The sequence below is a fragment of the Campylobacter subantarcticus LMG 24377 genome (assembly GCF_000816305.1).
Lineage (GTDB): Bacteria > Campylobacterota > Campylobacteria > Campylobacterales > Campylobacteraceae > Campylobacter_D > Campylobacter_D subantarcticus.
In genome coordinates this window covers 182071-203471 of record NZ_CP007773.1, presented here as the reverse complement: position 1 = coordinate 203471, position 21401 = coordinate 182071, and the positions used below count along the sequence as shown (strand labels likewise).

Genomic DNA, 21401 nt, shown 5'->3' with positions numbered 1-21401 from the left:
TAAAGCTAAATTTTAGCTACAATTTACCTTTTTAAAGGAAGTAAGATGTTTATCATAGCACCCAAGATTATCTTCACTTGTGATGATGAATTTAGTATTTTGGAAAACAAGGCGGTTCTTTTTGGTGATCGGATTTTAGAAATTAATTGCTTAGAAAATTTACAAAAAAACCACCCGCAAGCTAAACTCATATCAACCCCAAAAGACACACTACTCTTGCCTGCATTTATCAACCCACATGCACATTTAGAATTTAGTGCAAATAATGGGAATTTAGCCTTTGGAGATTTTTTAAAATGGCTTGATAGTATTTTTAATAACCGCGAACAACTCAATGAAAAAGCCAAAGAAAAATTAATCTCTCAAAATATCCATAAAATGCTAAAAAGCGGCACTTCTACTATAGGTGAAATTTCAAGCTTTGGAAGTGATTTAACTCCTTGTGTAAACTCACAAGCTAGAGTGGTATTTTTCAATGAAATTTTAGGATCTAGTGAGGATTTTATCCAAGCCAAAAAAGAGGAATTTCTAACTCGTTATGAAAAAAGCATGAGTTTTAAAAGTTCTAAATTTATCCCTGCTATTTCAGCGCATGCACCTTATTCAACTCACCCAGAGCTTGCCAAATTTGCCATAAAACTTGCTAGAGAAAATGATCATTTGTTAAGCACACATTTTCTTGAAAGCAATCATGAAAACAACTGGCTAAGGTTTAAAAAAGGTGGTTTTAAAAAAAGCTTGGCTAAATTTAGTAAAAATCCTACGCCATTTTACACCCCGCAAAGCTTTTTAGAGCTTTTTAAAGATCAAAGGACTTTATTTACTCATTGTGTGTATTTTAAAGAATGGGATTTATTAGATAAAAATTTACACTCGATCACGCATTGTGCTTTTTCAAACAGACTTTTAAGTAAAAATACTTTTAAATTAAAATCTGCTTTAAAAAATGATGTTAATATCCATCTAGGAACTGATGGTTTAAGTTCAAATACTTCTTTAAGTATGCTTGATGAAATGAGAGCTAATTTACTTATACATGATGATTTTGAGTTAGAAAATTTTGCTAAAATATTGCTTTTAATGGCGACTAACAAAGCCGCAAAAGCCTTAAATTTAAACCTAGGGCAAATTCAAAAAGGCAAGATAGCTGATTTTAGTCTTTTTGCTTTGCCAAATAGTGTGAATTTAAAACAACTTCCTTTGCAGTTTATCTTGCAAAGCAAAGAAGTGTTAAAACTTTTTATAGAAGGAAAAGAATGCAAGCTATAAAATCATTTTTTAAAGGAATTGGAAAAATCATTTCTTACATCAATACTTATTTTAAAACCTTTGTGTTTTTATTTATCATGTTTTTAATCCTTGCTCCAAACGGGGATAATGCCAAACTTTCTAACGCAAACTTAGCACAAATTAATCTTAAAGGCGAAATTAGCAATGCAAGTAATCTTTTAGAACAAATTTACAAAGTTAAAGAAGATAAAGCTATCAAGGGGGTTTTGCTTTTTATAGATAGCCCTGGTGGAGCTTTTGCACCAAGCATGGAAATAGCTTTAGCTATACAAGATCTTAAAGCCAAAAAACCTGTGGTAGTGTATGCAGGTGGAACTATAGCAAGTGGGAGTTATTTAAGTGCAGTGGGAGCTGATATGATCATCGCTAATCCTGCTAGCTTTGTAGGGTCTATTGGGGTAATCATGCAAGGCTTTGAGCTAAGTGAGCTTGCACAAAAACTTGGCATAAGTGAACAAACCATCAAAGCAGGAAGCTATAAAGAAGCAGGAACTTTCATGCGTAAATGGAGCGAAGATGAAAAAGACTTTTTACAAAATTTAGCCAATCAAAGCTATGAGCTTTTCACGCAATTTGTTGCTAAAAATCGCAAATTAGACTTAAATCAAACAAACTCATGGGCTGATGCAAAAGTGTTTTTAGCAAACGAGGCTTTAAAATTAAAACTCATTGATAAAATAGGTAATTATGAGCAAGCCAAAAAAGAGTTAGAAAAACTAGCCAAAGTGCAAAATCCTATCTGGCAAAAAGAAGATGCTATCGATAAATTTTTAAAACGATTAGAAGAGCAAAGCGCTAGCTTTTTTGCTAACACTTTAGCACAGTTTTTCACACAAGTAAACTCACAAAAAATCTACTAAGATTTAATAATCTCATAAAATCCATAAGTATCATTTTCTAAAAAGCCTTTGTATAAAGGCTTTAGCTTTAAATCCAACTTAACATTTTCAAAAGTATTTAAATTCGAGCTTGAAAAAATCAAAAGCATATCTAACTCATCTTTAAAGGCTTTTAAAAAATTCTCCCCACCCTCATACATGATGAGCTTAGCCTCACTAGGAATGTTTGTAAAAATTTCTCTCTCAGGCACGCTAAATAAAGGAATGTTTGGATCAAAACTTTCTAAATTTTGACGGCTTAGTATGCATAAATTTGGTGCTTTAGCTTGAGCTAGCCTTGCATCTAAAATAGGCCTATCATGTCTTATAGTTTCTCCACCTACTACAAGTAAATCGAGCTTTGAACGTAATGTATGAGCATAGGTTCTACTTGCTTTAGAACTTACGATTTTACCATAAGCAGAGCCATTTAAAGAAAGGGCTAGTTTAAAAAATTTAAAATTTGACTTTTGCCATTTTAAAAAAGGTTTTAAAAGCTCTTTGGCTCTTTGCTCGCAAATTCCCATGTGAACTTTTATGCCTTGATCTTTTAAAAACCCTGCTCCACCACTTGCGAGTTTATGCTCATCTTTAGTAGCGATAAAAACTTCACTAAAGCCAAGTGCGCTAAAAAGTTTCGCACAAGGTGGGGTTTTGCCCTGATGATTGCAAGGTTCTAAACTCACATAAGCACTAGCACCTTTTAACAACCCCTGATGATTTTGACAAATAAACTCATGTAAATCGTTTGCATTTTGTGGTAAATCTAAATTTGGATTAAGCGCTTTTAAGGCTTTACTCACTGCTTCAAGCTCTGCATGAGCCTTGCCCGCTTCTTTGTGTGCTTCTATGCTTAAAATTTTGCCATTTTTATCCAAGATCACACAGCCTACGGCTGGATTTGGGTAGGTTAAAAGCTGATATTTCCAAGCTTCATCTATGGCTAAATTCATATAAAATTCGTGATTCATATTACTTCCTAAAAAGGCAAAGGTGCGAAAAACACCTTAAGCTTTACATGTTCATCGTAAGCTTTTAAAAAACCTTGTGCTAAAAACTTAATATCTTTAGTTTTTAATTTCTCTCTTAAGTCAAAAGTTCTCTCACATAGAGGATAAATAAGATAAATTTCCTTTATCTCGTATTTGTTTGCATAAGCAAACATTTGGTATAAATCGCTTTGCGATATGCCATGCTTTTTCTCATCTTCGTTATCATCTGGAATTTTCCATTTGGCATCCAAGATCATTTTATTTTCTATATATAACTTTCATTCAATAATAAATATTTTGCAATCTATCTTTTGCAATTTGAAAATATTCTTTATCGAGTTCAATTCCTACAAATTTTCGCCCCAAGCTAACACTTGCCAAACCTGTTGTTCCGCTACCCATAAAAGGGTCACATATTAAATCATTTTCATTAGTATGAATTTGGATAATTTGTTTCATCAATTTTAAACTTTTTTGTGTAGGATGAGAAGTTTTTTCTCCACCGCTTACCAAAGAAGTTTTAAAACAAGGTTTTAAATATTTACTCTCTATAGATTTATTAAAAGTCCATTTAGCGCCATTTTTAACAGCCCAAATAGCAAACTCACAATCTTGTACATAGCGCCTATTAACATTTCTTGGCATAGGATTAGTTTTTTCCCATCTTAAAATATCTTTAGTTGTAAATTCGCAAATTTCAAGCTTTTTAATAATAAAACTAAGGTACAAATAAGAACAAAATATTATCATGGAACCATTTTTTGCAACCAAAGGTGCAAAATATTTAATCCACTCACAAGTATCAAATTCTTTATCCCACTCTCCAAAATCAACACCTTGTCTTTTGTTCTTTAGGGTATGAAAATTATTTTCTTTTGAAATATTATAAGGTGGGTCTGTAATAATAGAATCAAAAATCATATTTTCTTTTTTAAGTTGTAGAGCAATTTGCAAGCAATCATCATTAAACAATCTAATATTTTCTTTCATATTTGCTCCATAATGGCTTCCGCAATCGCTTTAGCCAAAAGCGGGGGAACTGCATTGCCAATTTGTTTACAGATTTCTGTTTTAATCCCTAAAAATCTAAAATCATCACTAAAACTTTGAATTCTAGCTGCTTCTCTAGGTGTAATGGAGCGATGTAAAAAAGGATGAGAATTTTTTCCATTACTTGGTGTATCAAAACGTGTATCTATAGTGGGACTCATCTCGTCCCATTTAAGTCTACTCCAAGTTGTTTTAAACTGCTGTTTTCCATGTAAATTTTTCGGTAAAAATTCTTTTCCACTTTCAGCAGGAATAAGCTTTAATTTATCGATGGCAATTTGAGAATGATTTGTTGCCTTGTGATTAAATAATTTTTTACCTCTTAAAAGCTTTTGGTAGGCACTTTGAGCTTTAAACAAATATTCGCTTTCATCAAATCCTTCACCAGAACTTAAATAAGCCAAATCACTAATAGCATCTCTAACACTTATCTTATCTTTTTTTTTCATTTTGGAAAAATCAAATTTGAAAATTTTAGAAGCTATCAAAAATGCTCTTTGTCTATTTTGCGGAATACCAAAATCAAATGCATTTAAAACTTTATATTCTAATTTATAATCTAATTTTTCAATTTCTTTTTTTATTTCATTTAAAAAATAAGAATTTTCACAAGTGATTAAATTTTTTACATTTTCTATAATAAAGATGTCGGGTTTGATGATTTTTACAATTTCTAAATACTCTTTAAATAAAAAGTTTCTTTCATCTTGCAAACCTAAATTTTTACCTTTACTTGAAAAACCTTGACAAGGGGGACCCCCTATAATCATATTTACGCCATTTTTTTGCGCCTCCTCAATGACATAACTTTTAATCAAAGCATCTTTTAAATCACCACAAATAACCTTTGAATTTGGATGATTATATTTAAAAGTTTCTAGTGCAAATTTATTAAAATCAACCCCGATAATTGTTTTAAAATTTTCATTTTGCTCAAAGCCATTAGAAAAGCCACCTGCTCCACAAAATAAATCTAAAATTTTAAATCTCATCTCAAAGCTTCAAAAATGAAATCTACTAATTTTTCATCATCATTGATTTTACTTATTATTTTTGCAAATTCTTTTGCATCATTTGAAAAATCTAAAATATTTTTTATAAGCTCTTTTTGATATTCTTCATCTGCTCTATTTCTACTTAAAGCTCTATGACAAGTTGGACAAAGTTTTACAAGATTATCAAGTTCATCACATTCATTAGAATATGCAAAAGCAATATTGTGATGCAATTCCAAATAATAAAAACCATTTTTCATTTTAAAACTTCTATCATCAATATTATAAGTTTTATTGCAAGCTGCACATAAATCAGGTAACAAATTTCTTGCCATAGTCAAAATATTATTTTTTCTATAGTTTCTACCTTGTTCTATATTTTCATCAAATTCTAGCTTTCTTCTTAAATCATCGACATTAACCGTACTTTTTTCTAAAATAAATTTAGAATAAAAATCAAAACGTTCAAGTAAATTGTTTTTACTCTCTCTTTCTAAAGAAACAATCCGAATTTTTTCTTTATTTTTTTTAAGTAAATTCATTTTATAAACATTTAAATATTCTAAATTTTTTCCTACATAATTTAAATTTGCACGAAATTGCATTGCTCTTCTTTTATTAAATTTATAATAATCAGGTTGAAGTTCTCTAAAATTAATATTTAATAATGCGGGTTTTAAATTTAAAATCAATTTAAAATATTTTGAAAAATAGTTTTTTGTGCAATATTTCGTATTAATATCAACCGTATATAAATTACGATTAAAATCTACACTTCCATTTAACGCAAAAATAGCATTTAAAAGTTGCCTCTCAAACTTAACTTCATCGTAATTTTGATAAAATAAAGTCATAATGTTTGCATATAATGCATTAAAATAATCATCAAGCTCTAAAGATAAATCATTTTCAATTGTTACAAAATGCAAGCCAAATTTTTTATATTCAAAAGGCAAAGAAGAATAACTAATTAAATTTACATTTGTTTTATAGGCTAAACAATTTTGTATTTTTTCATCAATTTTATAAAATTTACTTAAGCCATATTTTGCCTGAATATTAAAGTTTTGTTTAAAATTATCTTTTAATATTCTAGTATTAAAAAATGCAATAAGTTGAGAATTAATGCTTTTATTCTCAAGCAAATGGCTTAATTTCACTTACCACTCCATAAAGGTTTTAGCTTTTCTTATGTCGCTAAAATTTATAGTAGTTTTTTCTTGAGTTTCTAAATTTTCTAAAATGATATTTTCACCATCTACAGCGATGATTTTTGCTTCGATTTTTTCTTTTTCATTGGTTGTGATTTTTACAAGTTCATTAATACTTTTTGCAAAATGCTCGATTTTGCTAAGTTTTCTTTCAAGCCCACAGCTTGATACTTCTAAAAAATACTCCCCACTCACAGGTGGTTCTACATCAAAAATAGGCGATAAAATCTCACTAAGCCTAGCACAATCATCAAGATTTACCCCGCCTTCTTTTTGCACATAAATTCTATAAATCTTTCTACCATTTTCACTTGTTAGCTCATCATCATAAAAGCTAAGTCCTACTTCTTTACAAAGTGCTTCAAGATTCATTTTGTTCCTTTTTGATTTTTTCAAACAAAGCATCCATATGGTTTTGATACTCTAATCTATCATCAAACTTAAAGTGAAAATTCGGACATCTATACCACCCTTGCTCACTCATACAGTAATTTTGCAAAGCACGGGCAGCTTTTTTAAGTTGATTGAGTATGATTTCTTGCTCTTGGATGTTAAAAAACATTTTATCTAAATACACAAAAGCATCATATCTGCCTTTTTTACACTCTACATCCACTACGCACAAATTTTTTAAAGCTTCGTTGTCTAAATTTGCTAAAGCTTCTGGTATAAGCTCTTTTAAAATGCTTTCTGTGCGTAGCTTTTTGATTTCAGCTGGGTTCATAGGCTTACTTGTTCCTCAACTTCTTTGTAACTTTCTATATAATCGCCCACTCTCATATCATTACAACCTTCTATGCCTACACCGCATTCATAGCCTTTTGCAACTTCTCTTACATCATCTTTAAAGCGTTTAAGTGAGCTTACATTACCTTCAAATACCACAACCCCATCTCTAATGAGCCTGATTTTCGCGCCACGATTGATCGTGCCTTCTGTTACCATACAACCTGCGATTTGTCCTAGTTTTGGTACATTGATCACTTGGCGAATTTCAGCTTGGCCAAGTTGTTCTTCAGAGATGATAGGACTCATCATACCACCTAGTAAGGCTTTTACATCATCAAGCAAGTTATAAATAACATTATAAGTTTTTATCTCTACGCCTTTATCTTTAGCGCGTTCTTTGATCTCACCAGTTGGACGTATATTAAAACCTAAAACGATAGAGTTTTCACTCGCACTTGCAAGCTCTATATCACTTTGAGTGATACCACCTACGCCACTATGGATGATATTAACCTTAATCTCATCGTTTTTAAGTTTTTCTAAACTAGCCTTAATCGCTTCAAGTGAACCTTGCACATCTGCTTTTAAGATCACAGGTAGGGCTTTTAAATTGCCTTCTTTGATTTTTGCACCAAGCTCATCTATGCTTACTTTAGTGGATTTGCTTAGTTCTTTTTGGCGGTTGTATTCATGGCGTTTATTAGCATATTCTCTTGCTTGCTTATCACTATCTACAGCTATTAGCGTTTCTCCCGCATCGGCCACTTCACTAAGACCTATGATCACTCCGCACTCACCTGGACATATTTCTTTTAAAGCTTTGCCTTGATCATCACTCATAGCACGCACTTTACCATAAGCTTCCCCTGCTACGACTGTATTTCCTACTCTTAAAGTACCATTTTGCACGATGATAGTAGCCACAGGACCTCTACCTTTTTGCACTGAAGATTCTATAATACTTGCTTTAGCATGGGCTTTTGGATTTGCTTTAAGCTCTAAAATATCAGCTTGTAATAATACAATTTCAAGTAAATCCTCTATACCATCACCTTTTTTAGCTGAAACTGGCACAAACTCATGACTTCCGCCCCATTCTACTGGCATGATGTCCATTTCTGCTAGTTGGGTTTTTACCATGTCAGGATTTGCGTTTTCTTTATCCATTTTATTAATAGCAATGATGATAGGCACATTAGCCGCTTTTGCATGATTGATCGCTTCTTTAGTTTGTAGTTTTACTCCATCATCTGCAGCAACTACGATAATAACAATATCCGTTATGCTAGCTCCCCTTGCACGCATAGCAGTAAATGCCTCGTGTCCTGGAGTATCAATAAAGGTGATTTTTCTACCATTTTTTTCCACCATGTAAGCACCAACATGCTGAGTAATCCCACCTGCTTCGCCACTTGCAATACGTGATTTTCTAATATAATCAAGCAAAGAAGTCTTACCATGATCCACATGCCCCATAATAGTGATAACTGGAGCTCTTTGGCTTAAATTTTCTTCTGATTGATTTTCATCATAATCTTTTACATAATCAAACTCATCAGCTTCATCAATGATATTAATCTCCACACCAAATTCAGCTGCAAGAATTTCTATAGCATCCTCATCTAAAAAGTCATTTTTAGTCGTCATCATACCAAGCATAAAAAGTTTAGAGATCACTTCTCCGGTGTTTTTACCAAGTTTTTCAGCAAATTCATACACACGAATTTCTTTAGATATGCTTACACTTGTTATAGTTTCACTTTCTTTTTTCTCTACCTTTTTAGGTGGCTTTTTACGACTTCTTCTTTGTATACCACCCTCGCCGAATGGGTTGATAGAGTTATTTAAAGATTGCTTTAAAATACTTGGTTGTTTTTTGTTTGCTGGTTGCGCTGGTTTGTTTTCTTTTACACTAAAATCAGGTAAAACTACCATATCATCATCTTCTAAAGAAATATCAGCAAAGTCTTTATCTCCTAAAAGATCCATTTTGGTGGCGCTTTCTTTTTTGCTTGCTACAGGGTGGTTCTTTTCTTTTTTCTTTCTCTTTAAATTTTCATCTGAATTTGAAAAAATCATACTAAGACTTAAGCCTTGAGTAGTTTGCGTGTTATCTTTTTCTTCTTTGTTTATTTGAGTTTCTTTACTTTCTTCTTTTTTCTTTTTAACGATGACCAAGCCTCTTCTTTTGGCTAAATTTAAATTAGAACCTAGCTTTTCATCTAGCTTTACTTCTTCTTTTTTTACTTCTATGGTTTCATTTTTAATAGGATTTTCAGGCTGCTTTTCTTCTTTTTTTTCATTTGTTGCTTTAACAAGAGTTTTTGTTTCTTTTTTAGTAGTAGATTTTTTCTCTTCTTTTTTAATTGTAGATTTTTTAGTCGCACCTTCTTTTTTAGGTTTAACTACTTTTTTTACCACATCTAGTATTTCACCTGATTGAACATATTGGTAAATTGCTTCTGCGATTTCAGAAGATACTTTTTTGTTAGGGGATTTTATATCTTCTAAGCCTATTTCATTGGCTTTTTCTATAATTTCTTTACTAGTATATCCTAACTCTTGAGCGATTTCGCTAATCTTTACATCTGTCATTAAAAAATATCTCCTTTAAATCCTGCTGATTTATACTGCCATAAAAATTGCCTTTACAAGCTCTCATAAAAGCCTTTTGTAATGTTTTTTCATCTTTTTCAAAGCATGAATTACACATATATAAACTCCTACCAAACTCCACTTTAGTGATAATTTGAGAATTTTTTACCTGAAATCGATACAAACTCTGCTTTTCATAACGACCTTTGCAAACAATGCACATTCTAATGGGTATATGATTTTTCAAAATTATATCTTTTTTTTGGAATTTTTAGCAAATTTTAAAGCCTTCATCATCAAATTCTAAAAGTTCAACTCTAAATTTAACAAATTTATTTTTGATTTTTTCTTTGATTTTTTTTGCATCATCTTTATAAGCAAGAGTAAAAAAACTCGAACCTGAACCTGAAAGCGTACTCATGAGAGCATTATTATCTAAAGCTAGTTTTTGCACCTCAAAAAGTTCTGGTAAAAGTTTCATTCTTTGGTTTTGATGAAGTTTATCCAAACTTGCATATTTTAACATGTCATATTTTTTTTCCAAAAAACAAGCAGTTAAAAATGAAGCATGGCAAAGATTAAAAACACCATCTTCTAGGTTGATTTTTTTAGCTAAAACTGCTCTTGATTTTTGAGTATTCATCGCTACATTTGGTATGGTTATAACAGCTTGTAAGTCTTTATCTACTTCTTTTTTTATAGCTAAAACTTTTTCATTATGAGTTAATGCACATACAAAGCCCCCAAGCACTGCTGGAGCTATGTTATCTGGATGGTTTTCATATCTTAAAGCTTCATTTAAAATGATATTTTTATCCGCTTTAAACCCACTTAATTCATAAGCACAAGCAATGGCTCCAATTATCACAGCAGAAGAGCTTCCCATACCTCTTGCTAAAGGAATATTGTTTTGAAAAACAAAACGGAAATTATCTTTTTTACCACTAAGTCTTTGATAAATTTCATAAAAAATATTAACAAAAGTGTTATTTTTTTTAAGATAAATATTATTTTCGCCTTCTCCATGTATGCTAATGCTAAAAAATTTAGATTTTTCAACTATGGTTTGATTAAAATATTTTAAACTCAAACCCAAACAATCAAAACCAGGCCCTAAATTTGCACTTGTTGCAGGAGCTAAAATTTTCATTTTTACCTTAATTAATCGCATCTAAAATATAAAAAGGTGTATTTTCTTTGCTAAAATTCAAACCTTTTAAACTTTGGGGCATAAAAAAAATTCCCGCTTGTGTCTTTTTTAAAATAATTTCATCATCATCTTTTTTTACAAAACACAAATGCTTATTAGCGGCTATAGGAGTGTTATTGTTTAGCTCAAAAGCACTAATGGCCTTTAAGGGAATGCTTTTAATTATAGCTAGCGTTTTAAAAGAAACATAAGAAATCTTTATACCCATATAAGATCCTGGTCCATGCGCATAAATAAGCTTTTCAAGCTCATATTGTAAAAGTAAATCTTGCAATATTTTTGGCAAAACTTCACTAACTTTTAAATCACTCTCAATGGTTTTTATCAATACATCATTTTCATAAATACCAAGCATCAAAGGTTTTGCTATGGCATTTAAAAGCAAAGTAACCTTTTTTATGCAAAAACCTTTTCATAAACTTTATATGTACTTTTTTCTAAACTTACCACTTCATACGCACTAGGATCTTTTAAAAGTTCTTTGGTTAAAAGATGATTAAGCTTGTGCGAACCTGCATAAGAAGTATAATCTCCAAAAACTCTACATCCAAGCAAGGTTAAATCCCCGATAGCATCTAAAATTTTATGGCGTACAAATTCATCTTTAAAACGCAAACCTTCAGGGTTTAAAATACGATTATCATCAATCACAACAGCGTTTTCTAAGCTTCCACCAAGACCTAAATTCATAGCTCTTAAAGCTTGAACATCCTTTAAAAAGCCAAAGGTTCTTGCTCTTGCTATTTGCTCTATGTAGTTTTGCTTGCTAAATTCAAAACAATAATTTTGCTTACCTATGATAGGATTGTCAAACTCTATAGTGTAATTAATCACAGGCATATCTGTTGGGCTTAAACGTACAAATTTATTACCTTCTTTTACTTCTACACTTTTTTTAATCACTAAAATTTTTTTAGCCACATCAAGCTCTTTTATGCCTGCTTCTTCAAGCATCATACAAAAACCTATACTACTACCATCCATTACAGGAGCTTCATTGGCATCTAAAACTATACGCACATTGTCAATACCATAAGCATTAATCGCACTCATTAAATGCTCTATTGTGGAAACATAACCTCTATGATCGCCTATTACGGTAGCCATTTGCGTATCGATGACATTTTCAGGCTTTGCCTCATAAGAAATTCCTAAATCATTTCTGTAAAACACTATGCCGCTACCAGCTTCTAATGGTTCTAATTTTATACTAATAGGCTCACCCTTATGCAAACCTATACCAATACCTTTAACTTCTTTTGCTATTGTTGTTTGATTCATTTTTATTCACTCAAAATTCTTTTTTTGCTTGACTCTAATACATTATAGATATTTTCTTTTATCCATTTTGCATCTTGCCATTGCTCGGGACGCACTTCAACCCCTTGCACTAAAACACCAAAATGCACATGATCTCCAAGTGCTAAGCCTGTAGTGCCTGTAGTGCCTATAACATCACCTGCTCTAACTCTATCTCCTACATTTACATCTACATTGGTACAGTGTCCATAAAGAGTATAAATCCCAAAACCATGATAAATAATAATATTTAATCCATAAATTCCATTTTCTTGCACAAATACCACTTCACCATCGTTATTACTGATGATAGGTGCTTCTTTTATGCTTGCTAAATCAAGCCCCATATGATAAGAACTACTAAATGCTTGATTATTATAAGAATAAAATCTATGATCAGCATAATCAGCTACTTTTTGGCCATTTTTTAAAGGCTTAAAAAGATTAACTTTAAAATTATTAATCATAACATCAGGAACTTTACTCGTAATATCATGAATGATAACCTCATTAGAAGCTCTTAAATCTTCATTAACAAATTTAAATTTTTCAAGCCTACTTAATTCTCTATCTTTTGGAGCATATTTTTGTGCTAAAAATTCAATCTTACCATCTAAAAATCTATCGCTTACTTTTATATTAGATACGCGGTATTTTTTATTGGCAAAATAATATCTAATTTTTTGTTTGGTTACATTACCTGCTTTATCCACTGCCACCACATAAGATCTAAAGTGCTCATCAGTTACCTCCCAAGGAATCAAAGCAGCATAATAGCCCTCTTTTACATAAGGAGTTGCTTTAAAAATTTTATCTTTATCAGTTGTGATATAAACTTCTTGTAAATTCTCATCACTTGCTTTAAATACCACACTACCTACTCCACCTTGTTCGATTTGATAAGAATTATCTAAAATTTCTACAAGTGGTTTTTTAGTATCAACAATAATTTTTACTTCTTTGAGTGCTTGATTTCCTAAAAAGAAATTCCAAAAACTACTATCGCTTGCTTCTATTACAAGTTTGTATGAATCGACTTTTTCTTTATAGGCTGGTTTTGGTAATTTTAAATCAAAATGAATGCTTTTTTTATTGCCTTTAACATGCTCATTAACAAGTATTTCACCATTTAATTCATTTGCCTTAAATAAAGTAACTTTTATATCTTTTAAAGCACCTTCATCACTTACTTCTATGGATATAGGGTCTGTTAAGTTGCTATAAATTACATCTGATTTTGTTTGAATCAACGGAGGATTTTTTTCAAACAACTTCGTATTTAAAACAAATACCACAAAGGCCAAAAGTATTAAAAAAACTACAAAAATCCACTTTTTATTTGATCTTTTACGTGCAAAAACCATATCTTCACTTTCAATCTATTTTTAAAAATATATTATTCTTTAGCAAATTAAGAGTAAATTACAAAAATTTTACAAAATTTCTCTTAACTTATTTGCACTTTTAATCCAAGTTTCAAGTTCATCAATATCACATTTTTCTATCATTTTTTTACACTCTTGTAATTCTTTTTGAAATAAATCAATAGAATTTAATAAATTTTGTTTGTTTTGTTCAAAAATACCACTCCACATCTGAGGATTTGACTTGGCAATTCTGCACATATCTTTAAAAGAAGGACCTCCTAGGTGAGCTATATTTTTTTTATTTTCTTCTTTCATCACAAAATTTGCCAAAGAAAAACTAATCACATGCGGTAAATGCGAAATAATAGAAGCATGATGATCATGCGAAATACTATCCATAAACACAAGCTTCATTCCTAAATCTGAAAAAATTTCTATAGCCCTTTTTTGATGAATATGATCAGCATTTTGTACATCACACAAAACACAAACGGCATTTTTATATAAATCTTTTATAGCTGCATTTGGACCACTATTTTCAGTTCCTGCCATAGGATGAGCTGCAATAAATTGACTTTGCAAATAAGAAGGTAAATTTTTAATAATTTCTTCTTTTGTGCTTCCAAGTTCAATGATAGTACAATCTTTAGAAAAACTTTGAAATTCTTTTAAGATTTTTACAATAGCCCTTACAGGAATAGCTAAAAAAATCACATCACATTTTTTTAATTCCTCAAAAGAAACAATTTTATCTATTAATTTTCGCTCTAATGCAATTTGCTCAAATTCTTTATTTATATCGTATCCACAAACTAAATCTATTAATTTATTCTCTCTTAAGCTAAGACCCAAAGATCCACCTATCAAGCCAAGTCCGATTATACCTACCTTCATAAATTTTCCTTAAAAAGCATTAGTTAAAAATATTTTGGTATTATAACGATTTTGTATATAAAATTTAGGTAGAATGATGAAAAAATGGTTTGTTTTCTTTGCACTTTCAAGTTCTTTATGTGCAGCTACAATTAAAGATATAAAATTTGAAGGCTTATCGCAACTTTCTAAAGAAAGTGCTATTGCGATTTCTAAATTAAAAATAGGGCAAAAAATCGATCCTGCTAGTATAGATATAGCGATTAAAAATCTTTTTAATAGAAATTATTTTAAAGATATAGTAGTAGAAGAAGAAAATGGAGTGCTGACTTTTAAAGTAGTAGAAAAACCATCTATTGGAAAAATAGATATTCAAGGTATAGCGAGTAACGATAGAAAACAAATAGAAAGCCTTGTTGGCTTAAAACCTGGAATTTTATATGATGAAAATTCGGCTAAAGACGCAGCTGAAAAAATCAAACTTTTTTATCAAGCCAAAGGTTTTTATGATACTGTTGTAGAAATCAAAGATGAAAAATTAAGCAATTCAAGTTCATTAAAACTTACTTTTGTCATAAATCGTGGGGAAAATATTATCATAGAAAAAGTGCATTTAAGTGGTGCAAAAAATTTAAGTTATTCAGATATTGAACCTGCAATAGCAAATAAACAAAGAGAAGCTCTAGGCTGGATGTGGGGCTTTAATGATGGCAAACTTAAAATTTTTGATCTTGCAAATGATAGCTCAAGAATTTCAGATGTATATTTAAAAGAAGGTTATCTTGATGTAAGCATATCTCCTGCTTTTTTAAATACTTACACAGATACTTATCAAGCTGATTTGACTTATTTTATCAATGAAGGCGAGGTTTATAAAGTCAAAGGAATTAAAATTTTTAATCCAATTTTTAGCGATGAAGAAAATGAGGCTTTAGCAAATGATTTAAAATTAAATGTTGGAAAAATAGTCAATATAGAAAAACTAAGAGAAGATATAAAAACTATAGAAATTAAAACAGCTGATTTAGGCTATGCTTTTGTACAAGTTATACCTGATATACAAAAAGATAGAGAAAATCATGAAGCTATGATTATTTTTAAAGTCATACCTAATGAAAAAGTATATATAAGAGATGTCATCATCTCAGGCAATACCAAAACAGTTGATAGGGTTATTCGTAGAGAACTTTACCTAACTGAAGGCAATCTTTATAATAGAACTGATTTAATAGACTCAAGAAATGCCCTAAGAAGAACTGCGTATTTTGAAAATGTAGATATTAAAGAGCAAAGGGTAGATGACACACATATTGACTTAATAGTAGAAGTCAAGGAAGCCTCAACTGGAGCCATTTCAGGTGGTATTGGCTATGGAACTAGCGATGGAATTTTACTTAGTGCTTCATTATCTGATGCAAATATCTTAGGCTCTGGTATGAAAGGGAATGTAAGTATAGATAAAGGCGATGATACACTTTCTGGTAGAGTATCTTTAAGAAATCCTAGAGTAAATGATAGTGATTATTCTCTTGGAGGATCATTATATTCAGATCGTTTAGAATGGGATAGCTATGATGAGAGAAACTATGGTTTTAATATAAGCGTTGGCAAAACTTTAGGAAGATATACAAGCATAGATTTAACTTATAATCTTGAACAAAGTGATATTTATCATTTGAGCGATCGCTTAATCGCTCAAGGATATAAACTTGGTAAAACCTATAAAAGTTCTATCACTCCTTCAATAGTGTTTAACAATACAGATGATTATTATCTACCAAGATCAGGTTTTATCGCCTCAACTTCGCTTGAATATGCAGGCTTAGGCGGAGATCAAGAATTTATAAGTTCTACTACTAAATTTAATTATTATCAAGGCTTGGAAGAATTTATAGGATGGGATTTGATTTATCGTTATAAAGCAAGTTTTTATAAGGTATGGGATCAAGGCTATTTACCTATCAATGAAAAATTATATCTTGGTGGTATAGGAACCATTAGAGGTTTTGATAGAAGAAGCGTGAGTCCTAAAAACGAATGGGGTGATGAAACAGGTGGTACAGTTGCTTTTGCAAATTCTGTAGAACTTAGCTTTCCAATCTTTGATAGAATTAAACTTAGAGGAAGTGTATTTTTTGACTATGGTGCTATAGGAGAGAGTTCTTTAAGTCAAATTCAAAGATGGAGTACAGGTGTTGGTTTTGAGTGGTTAACCCCGCTAGGTGCTTTAAATTTAGTTTTTGCTAAACCATTTAATACTAGTTCAAAAGATGATTTGAGCAAATTTGAGTTTATGTTGGGTGCAAGATTTTAAAAGCAACAAAATCTTGCTATAATTTTGAAATTTTATTTTAGGTAGAGATAATGAATTTTTTAGATATTTTTTCTAGTATAAGACGCAAGCAAGCTGCTCCAAGCGAAGCTCCAAATCACTGGGTAAAATGCAATTCTTGCCATGCGTTAATGTATTATAAAGAAATAGAAACTTGTTATAATGTTTGTCCTAAATGTAATTTTCATATGAGATTAAACCCTCTAAAACGCATTGAATTACTTAGCGATGAAGGCTCTTTTATGGAAATGGATAAAGACTTACATGCAATTGATCCACTTAAATTTGTAGATAGCAAATCATATAAAAAAAGATTAGCAGAGAATGAAGAAAAAACAGGTAGAAAAAGCGCCATAATAAGCGGAGAATGTACTATAGATGGGATAAAAACTCAACTTATTGTTTTTGATTTTTCTTTCATGGGTGGAAGCTTAGGCTCAGTAGAAGGTGAAAAAATTCTTAGAGCTATTGAAAGAGCTATTGAGAAAAAAACCCCTGTTGTCATAGTGAGTGCAAGCGGTGGAGCTAGAATGCAAGAAAGTACTTATTCTTTAATGCAAATGAGCAAAACTAGTGCAGCATTAAAACTGTTGGCAGAAGAAAAACTTCCTTATATTTCAGTATTAACTGATCCAACAATGGGTGGTGTAAGCGCGTCTTTTGCTTGGCTTGGAGATATCATCATGGCTGAACCTGGTGCTTTAGTAGGCTTTGCAGGAGCTAGGGTAATTAAGCAAACCATAGGAGCTGATTTACCAGAAGGCTTTCAGAAGGCTGAATTTTTACTTGAACATGGATTGATTGATGCGATTGTAGAAAGAAGTGAACATAAAAAATTTATAGCAGATTTTTTAAGATTTTTTTCTAAAATTAAAAATGCAAATTAATCTTTTAAGCATTCAAAAAAATAATAATGATGAATTTAGCAAGATAGATGAGCATTATACTAAGCTCATTAAGAAATTTTGTAGTTTTAATGACATATGTGTTTTTAATAACAAAATTAATCAAGCACAAAATACTAACTCTATAGAAGCAAAAAAATCTTATACAAATGCACTAAATCCTTACAAAAAAGGCTTTTGTATAGCCTTAGATGAAAAAGGTAAGGAGTTTACAAGCGTAGAATTTGCAAAATTATTGCAAGATAAAAATGAAATTACATTTTTTATAGGTGGTGCTTATGGATTTGAGCAAGAATTTATCGCACAAATGCATACAAGCATAGCTCTTAGTAAAATGACCTTAGTACATAAATTTGCTAAAACTATGCTTTTAGAGCAAATTTATCGTGCATTTTGCATTAATACAAATCACCCATATCACAAATAGGAGCGTTTATGCAAGAATTAAATCTTGAAGAATTTAAAAATATATTACTTCAAAGACAAAAAGAAATTTTACAAGAACTTCAAGGTAATATAGACAATATCCACAATCTACAAGATAGTGAACCTAGAGATGAAGTTGATTTGCAGCAAATTGACAATAGTTCTCATATTGATTTTAAAATCAATGAAAATTTAAAAGCCGAACTAGAAGAAATTAAACATTCATTAAGTAAAATAGATAACAATACTTATGGTATTTGTGAGTATTGTGAAGATGATATTCATCCTGAAAGACTTAAGGTTAAACCTCATGCAAAATATTGTATCAATTGTCGTGAAAATTTAGAAAAAAGGAAAGAGCTATGAAAATTAGATTATTTTTCTTTGCAAGTTTAGTTTATCTTCTAATCATCGCAGCCTTAGTTTATAATCTAAATTTAGGAAATTATACTTTTAAAATTTCCACCTTTGAATTAAATTTACCTATTAGTCTATGGGTTGTTTTACCTGCTTTATTTTTAATGATACTAGCTTTAGCACATATGAGTTTTTATGGCTTTTTAAAACATTTACAATATAAAAATCTAATTAAAGATAGTAAAAATTATGAAAATTTTATTATTGATATTTTTTTAAAAAAAACGAGCAAGGTTAAATTTAAAACTCAAGAATTTCAAGATATAGCTAAAAATACGCAAGCTCTTTGTTTTAAAGAAAAAATTCAAAATCCTAAAATAGATGAAATTATTGATATTTTTGAGCACTTAGAAAAAAAAGAAATTGTAGAATTAAAAAAATATAAATTAGATTCAAATAATGAAATTTTCATTTTAAATGAAAAAAATCGCTTTCAAAATGATAGCAATTATGCTTTTTCTTTTATCAAAAACAAAGATATCTTAACAGGTGAGCTAGAAAATTTTGCTTATAAAATGGTGTTAGAAAATGCACCCTATAGTCAGATTAAAACACTAAAAACTCAAAAAAATCAAGATGATATTTTATTACTTTTGGATAGATTTGAAAAAGAAAATTTAGAATTAAATCATGCTGAAATCGAAGTTTTACTTAGTATGAATACTTTAGATGATAAGTCATATTTACGCTGTGCTAAAATGCTTTGTAAAAAAATAGAACCTCAAATATTAATTGCTTTGTTTAAAAAGTTAAAAAACAGTCATCCTCAAGCTTTAAGAGCTTATCTTTATACTTTAGCAGAATTTGGCATGTATGATGAATTGCTTAATGAATTAGTAAATGATCAAAATGAACATAAGGACTTTAGACTCTTACTCTTTTTAAGAGAACATAATAAAAAAATAGAACTTGAAAAATTAATACAATGATAGATTTTAGCAAGAAGCCTTTATTTTTAGCCCCTATGGCAGGTTTTTCAGACTTGCCATTAAGAAATTTAGTAAAGCAATTTGGGGCTGATGTAACCATTAGTGAAATGATAAGTTCTAATGCCTTAGTATATGAGAGCTCAAAAACTCTTAAAATGCTAGAAAAAGCCGAACTTGAAAATCCTTACATAGTTCAAATTGCAGGCTCAGATGAAAGCGTAATTTGCAAAGCAGTAGAAATTTTAAATCGTTTTGATTTTATAGATGGTATTGATTTTAATTGTGGTTGCCCTGTGAATAAGGTTATAAAACAATGTGCAGGTAGCGCTCTTTTACAAGATCTTGATAAACTACAAAGAATTTTAGAACTTATCAAGAACACAAGCAATAAAAAATTAACTAGTGTCAAAGTAAGACTGGGATTTGATAAAAAAGATCCCATTACCATTACTAAAGCCTGTGAAAATGCTGGAGTAGATTTTATCAGTATGCATGGTCGCACTAGAAAACAAATGTATAGTGGAAATGCTGATTATGAAGCCATAGCTTTAGCCAAAGAAAATATCAAAATTCCTTTAGTAGCAAATGGCGATATTAGCGAAGATAATGCCAAAGAAGTATTTAAAATAACAAATTGTGATGCTTTGATGATAGGGCGTGCAAGCATAGGAAAGCCTTGGATATTTTATGAAATAAAAACTGGTAAAAAAATCAATAAAACCATGAAAAATAAAATCATTTTTGCACATTTTGAAGAAATACTAAAACATTATAAAGAACAAGGCATAAGTATCTTTAGAAAACACTTACATGAATATTCTAAAGGCTATGATGATGCTTCTAATTTTAGAGATTGTGTTAATCGCATTAATGATGTAGAAGTTATGTGGAAATATATTCAAGAATTTTTCAATAAGGAATGATTTTTGCTTGTAAATTTCTAAGCAATATGAATGAAGAGATACCATAAAACAAGGAAGGTTCATGGCAGCTCATATCAATTCAAAAGGGATTTACAAAGCATTAGGCGGTATTAGAACAAGTGCGAACAATTTAGCAGCACATGCTTCAAAGCTTAACAATCAAAGTTTAAATTTCGAGCAAGTTTTACAACAAACACAGCCAAAATGTATAAGCACTTGCTTACAAAGTTCTCAAAAACAACTTGGAAATTTGCTTGAAGATATTCAAAATAGCAAGGAAACTATTATAAAAAATACACATATTGATAGTGCAAATATCATTGCAAAATTAAGACAAGAGGCTATTATGATGTATGATATTACTCTTAAAAACCCTCTTTAATGATTTTATATAAATTATCAATATATTCATCGCTAAAATGCGATGAATTAAAATTTTTATAAAACTTTATAAGATCTTTAGTCTTAAACTCATAACCAAAAGTGCATTTTCTATGAGTGGGTAAAAAAGCTCTTACTAGTACAACATTTTTTTGTATATGTTCATCACAATAAAAACACACAAAGCTTTTATGTAAACGGCCTTCAAAATTTAAAATTTTTAAATAAGCATCTACTATAACCCGCTTACAATCTTGTTTTTCAAAACGCTTAGCACAATCTTCTAAAAGTTCAAAGTAAAAGTTATCAATTTCTTCAACATCTTTTAAATGCCAATAAAAAAGCTTAACAAACTCCTGCCAAAAAAACATTTTATCTCTATCTAAAATCCAAGAAAAACCAATATGCAAAACATCTTTTAAGCGTGGTAAAAATCTTGAGCTTTCCTCAAGTTCAAAATCAATCTTATACCCACTTAATATATTAGAATGACGCATACCATAAAATCTATAACTTTTAATAACTTTTTTAGCACTTAAAAGATAAACGATTAAATCCTCATCTTTTACACTCTGAGTGTGTAAAATATACCCTTGCAT

23 protein-coding genes and 1 pseudogene are annotated in these 21401 nt (G+C 30.4%); 9 read left to right on the top strand and 15 right to left on the bottom strand.

Features of this window, described 5'->3' with window-relative positions:
• Positions 1-45: 45 nt before the first annotated feature.
• Positions 46-1269 (top strand): aminofutalosine deaminase family hydrolase, encoded by a 1224-nt coding sequence (gene mqnF / locus CSUB8523_RS01155; RefSeq protein WP_043019355.1) that lies wholly within the window; start codon positions 46-48, stop codon positions 1267-1269.
• Complete coding sequence (gene sppA, locus CSUB8523_RS01150) at positions 1257-2150, top strand: signal peptide peptidase SppA (protein ID WP_043019354.1); 894 nt, start codon at positions 1257-1259, stop codon at positions 2148-2150. The genes mqnF and sppA overlap by 13 nt, the downstream gene beginning before the upstream one ends.
• Here the strand turns inward: sppA and ribD are convergent.
• From ribD to CSUB8523_RS01080, 14 genes and pseudogenes are all read right to left on the bottom strand, one after another.
• Complete coding sequence (gene ribD / locus CSUB8523_RS01145) at positions 2147-3139, bottom strand: bifunctional diaminohydroxyphosphoribosylaminopyrimidine deaminase/5-amino-6-(5-phosphoribosylamino)uracil reductase RibD (protein WP_043019353.1); 993 nt, start codon at positions 3137-3139, stop codon at positions 2147-2149. The genes sppA and ribD overlap by 4 nt on opposite strands.
• Positions 3140-3245: 106 nt before the next feature.
• Positions 3246-3435, bottom strand: a pseudogene (locus CSUB8523_RS10665) (5-methylcytosine restriction system specificity protein McrC); the annotation flags it as partial.
• A gap of 7 nt (positions 3436-3442) precedes the next feature.
• A complete protein-coding gene (locus CSUB8523_RS01135) occupies positions 3443-4150 on the bottom strand; it encodes a DNA-methyltransferase (RefSeq protein WP_043019351.1) in 708 nt (235 codons plus the stop codon).
• A complete protein-coding gene (locus tag CSUB8523_RS01130) occupies positions 4147-5202 on the bottom strand; it encodes a DNA cytosine methyltransferase (protein ID WP_043019350.1) in 1056 nt (351 codons plus the stop codon). Before CSUB8523_RS01130 ends, CSUB8523_RS01135 begins: the two co-directional genes overlap by 4 nt.
• Positions 5199-6365, bottom strand: coding sequence for an HNH endonuclease signature motif containing protein (locus CSUB8523_RS01125; RefSeq protein ID WP_043019349.1), 1167 nt, complete (start codon positions 6363-6365; stop codon positions 5199-5201). The genes CSUB8523_RS01130 and CSUB8523_RS01125 overlap by 4 nt, the downstream gene beginning before the upstream one ends.
• Positions 6366-6788, bottom strand: a complete 423-nt coding sequence (gene rimP / locus CSUB8523_RS01120; protein WP_043019348.1) for a ribosome maturation factor RimP — start codon at positions 6786-6788, stop codon at positions 6366-6368.
• Positions 6778-7140, bottom strand: a complete 363-nt coding sequence (rbfA, locus tag CSUB8523_RS01115; RefSeq protein WP_039625256.1) for a 30S ribosome-binding factor RbfA — start codon at positions 7138-7140, stop codon at positions 6778-6780. The genes rimP and rbfA overlap by 11 nt, the downstream gene beginning before the upstream one ends.
• A complete protein-coding gene (infB, locus tag CSUB8523_RS01110) occupies positions 7137-9740 on the bottom strand; it encodes a translation initiation factor IF-2 (protein WP_043019347.1) in 2604 nt (867 codons plus the stop codon). Before infB ends, rbfA begins: the two co-directional genes overlap by 4 nt.
• A complete protein-coding gene (locus CSUB8523_RS01105) occupies positions 9721-9963 on the bottom strand; it encodes a DUF448 domain-containing protein (protein ID WP_235362583.1) in 243 nt (80 codons plus the stop codon). The genes infB and CSUB8523_RS01105 overlap by 20 nt, the downstream gene beginning before the upstream one ends.
• A gap of 48 nt (positions 9964-10011) precedes the next feature.
• Complete coding sequence (gene thrB / locus CSUB8523_RS01100) at positions 10012-10890, bottom strand: homoserine kinase (RefSeq protein ID WP_043019345.1); 879 nt, start codon at positions 10888-10890, stop codon at positions 10012-10014.
• A 7-nt stretch (positions 10891-10897) separates the two neighbouring features.
• Positions 10898-11305, bottom strand: coding sequence for a glycoprotease (locus tag CSUB8523_RS01095; RefSeq protein WP_043020330.1), 408 nt, complete (start codon positions 11303-11305; stop codon positions 10898-10900).
• A 41-nt stretch (positions 11306-11346) separates the two neighbouring features.
• A complete protein-coding gene (gene lpxC / locus CSUB8523_RS01090; RefSeq protein ID WP_043019344.1) occupies positions 11347-12231 on the bottom strand; it encodes a UDP-3-O-acyl-N-acetylglucosamine deacetylase in 885 nt (294 codons plus the stop codon).
• A gap of 2 nt (positions 12232-12233) precedes the next feature.
• The gene (gene pgp6 / locus CSUB8523_RS01085; protein ID WP_043019343.1) at positions 12234-13613 is read right to left on the bottom strand and encodes a peptidoglycan metallopeptidase Pgp6; all 1380 of its coding nucleotides are present in this window, start codon (positions 13611-13613) and stop codon (positions 12234-12236) included.
• A 69-nt stretch (positions 13614-13682) separates the two neighbouring features.
• On the bottom strand, positions 13683-14510 hold the full coding sequence (locus tag CSUB8523_RS01080) for a chorismate mutase / prephenate dehydrogenase (RefSeq protein ID WP_039662619.1): 828 nt from the start codon (positions 14508-14510) through the stop codon (positions 13683-13685).
• A gap of 76 nt (positions 14511-14586) precedes the next feature.
• Here CSUB8523_RS01080 and bamA point away from each other — a divergent pair, with 76 nt between their 5' ends.
• The 7 genes from bamA (at position 14587) to CSUB8523_RS01045 (ending at position 20803) form a co-directional block, all read left to right on the top strand.
• Positions 14587-16803, top strand: coding sequence for an outer membrane protein assembly factor BamA (gene bamA, locus CSUB8523_RS01075; protein WP_039662617.1), 2217 nt, complete (start codon positions 14587-14589; stop codon positions 16801-16803).
• A gap of 50 nt (positions 16804-16853) precedes the next feature.
• A complete protein-coding gene (gene accD / locus CSUB8523_RS01070) occupies positions 16854-17708 on the top strand; it encodes an acetyl-CoA carboxylase, carboxyltransferase subunit beta (RefSeq protein WP_039662615.1) in 855 nt (284 codons plus the stop codon).
• A complete protein-coding gene (locus CSUB8523_RS01065) occupies positions 17698-18153 on the top strand; it encodes a 23S rRNA (pseudouridine(1915)-N(3))-methyltransferase RlmH (protein ID WP_039662613.1) in 456 nt (151 codons plus the stop codon). Before accD ends, CSUB8523_RS01065 begins: the two co-directional genes overlap by 11 nt.
• Positions 18154-18161: 8 nt before the next feature.
• On the top strand, positions 18162-18518 hold the full coding sequence (gene dksA, locus CSUB8523_RS01060; protein ID WP_012660959.1) for an RNA polymerase-binding protein DksA: 357 nt from the start codon (positions 18162-18164) through the stop codon (positions 18516-18518).
• A complete protein-coding gene (locus CSUB8523_RS01055; protein ID WP_043019342.1) occupies positions 18515-19498 on the top strand; it encodes a hypothetical protein in 984 nt (327 codons plus the stop codon). The genes dksA and CSUB8523_RS01055 overlap by 4 nt, the downstream gene beginning before the upstream one ends.
• The gene (locus CSUB8523_RS01050; protein ID WP_039662609.1) at positions 19495-20421 is read left to right on the top strand and encodes a tRNA dihydrouridine synthase; all 927 of its coding nucleotides are present in this window, start codon (positions 19495-19497) and stop codon (positions 20419-20421) included. The genes CSUB8523_RS01055 and CSUB8523_RS01050 overlap by 4 nt, the downstream gene beginning before the upstream one ends.
• Before the next feature lie 61 nt (positions 20422-20482).
• On the top strand, positions 20483-20803 hold the full coding sequence (locus CSUB8523_RS01045; RefSeq protein WP_043019341.1) for a hypothetical protein: 321 nt from the start codon (positions 20483-20485) through the stop codon (positions 20801-20803).
• Here CSUB8523_RS01045 and recO read toward each other — a convergent pair.
• A complete protein-coding gene (gene recO / locus CSUB8523_RS01040; protein ID WP_043019340.1) occupies positions 20787-21401 on the bottom strand; it encodes a recombination protein RecO in 615 nt (204 codons plus the stop codon). The two genes, CSUB8523_RS01045 and recO, sit on opposite strands and share 17 nt — an antisense overlap.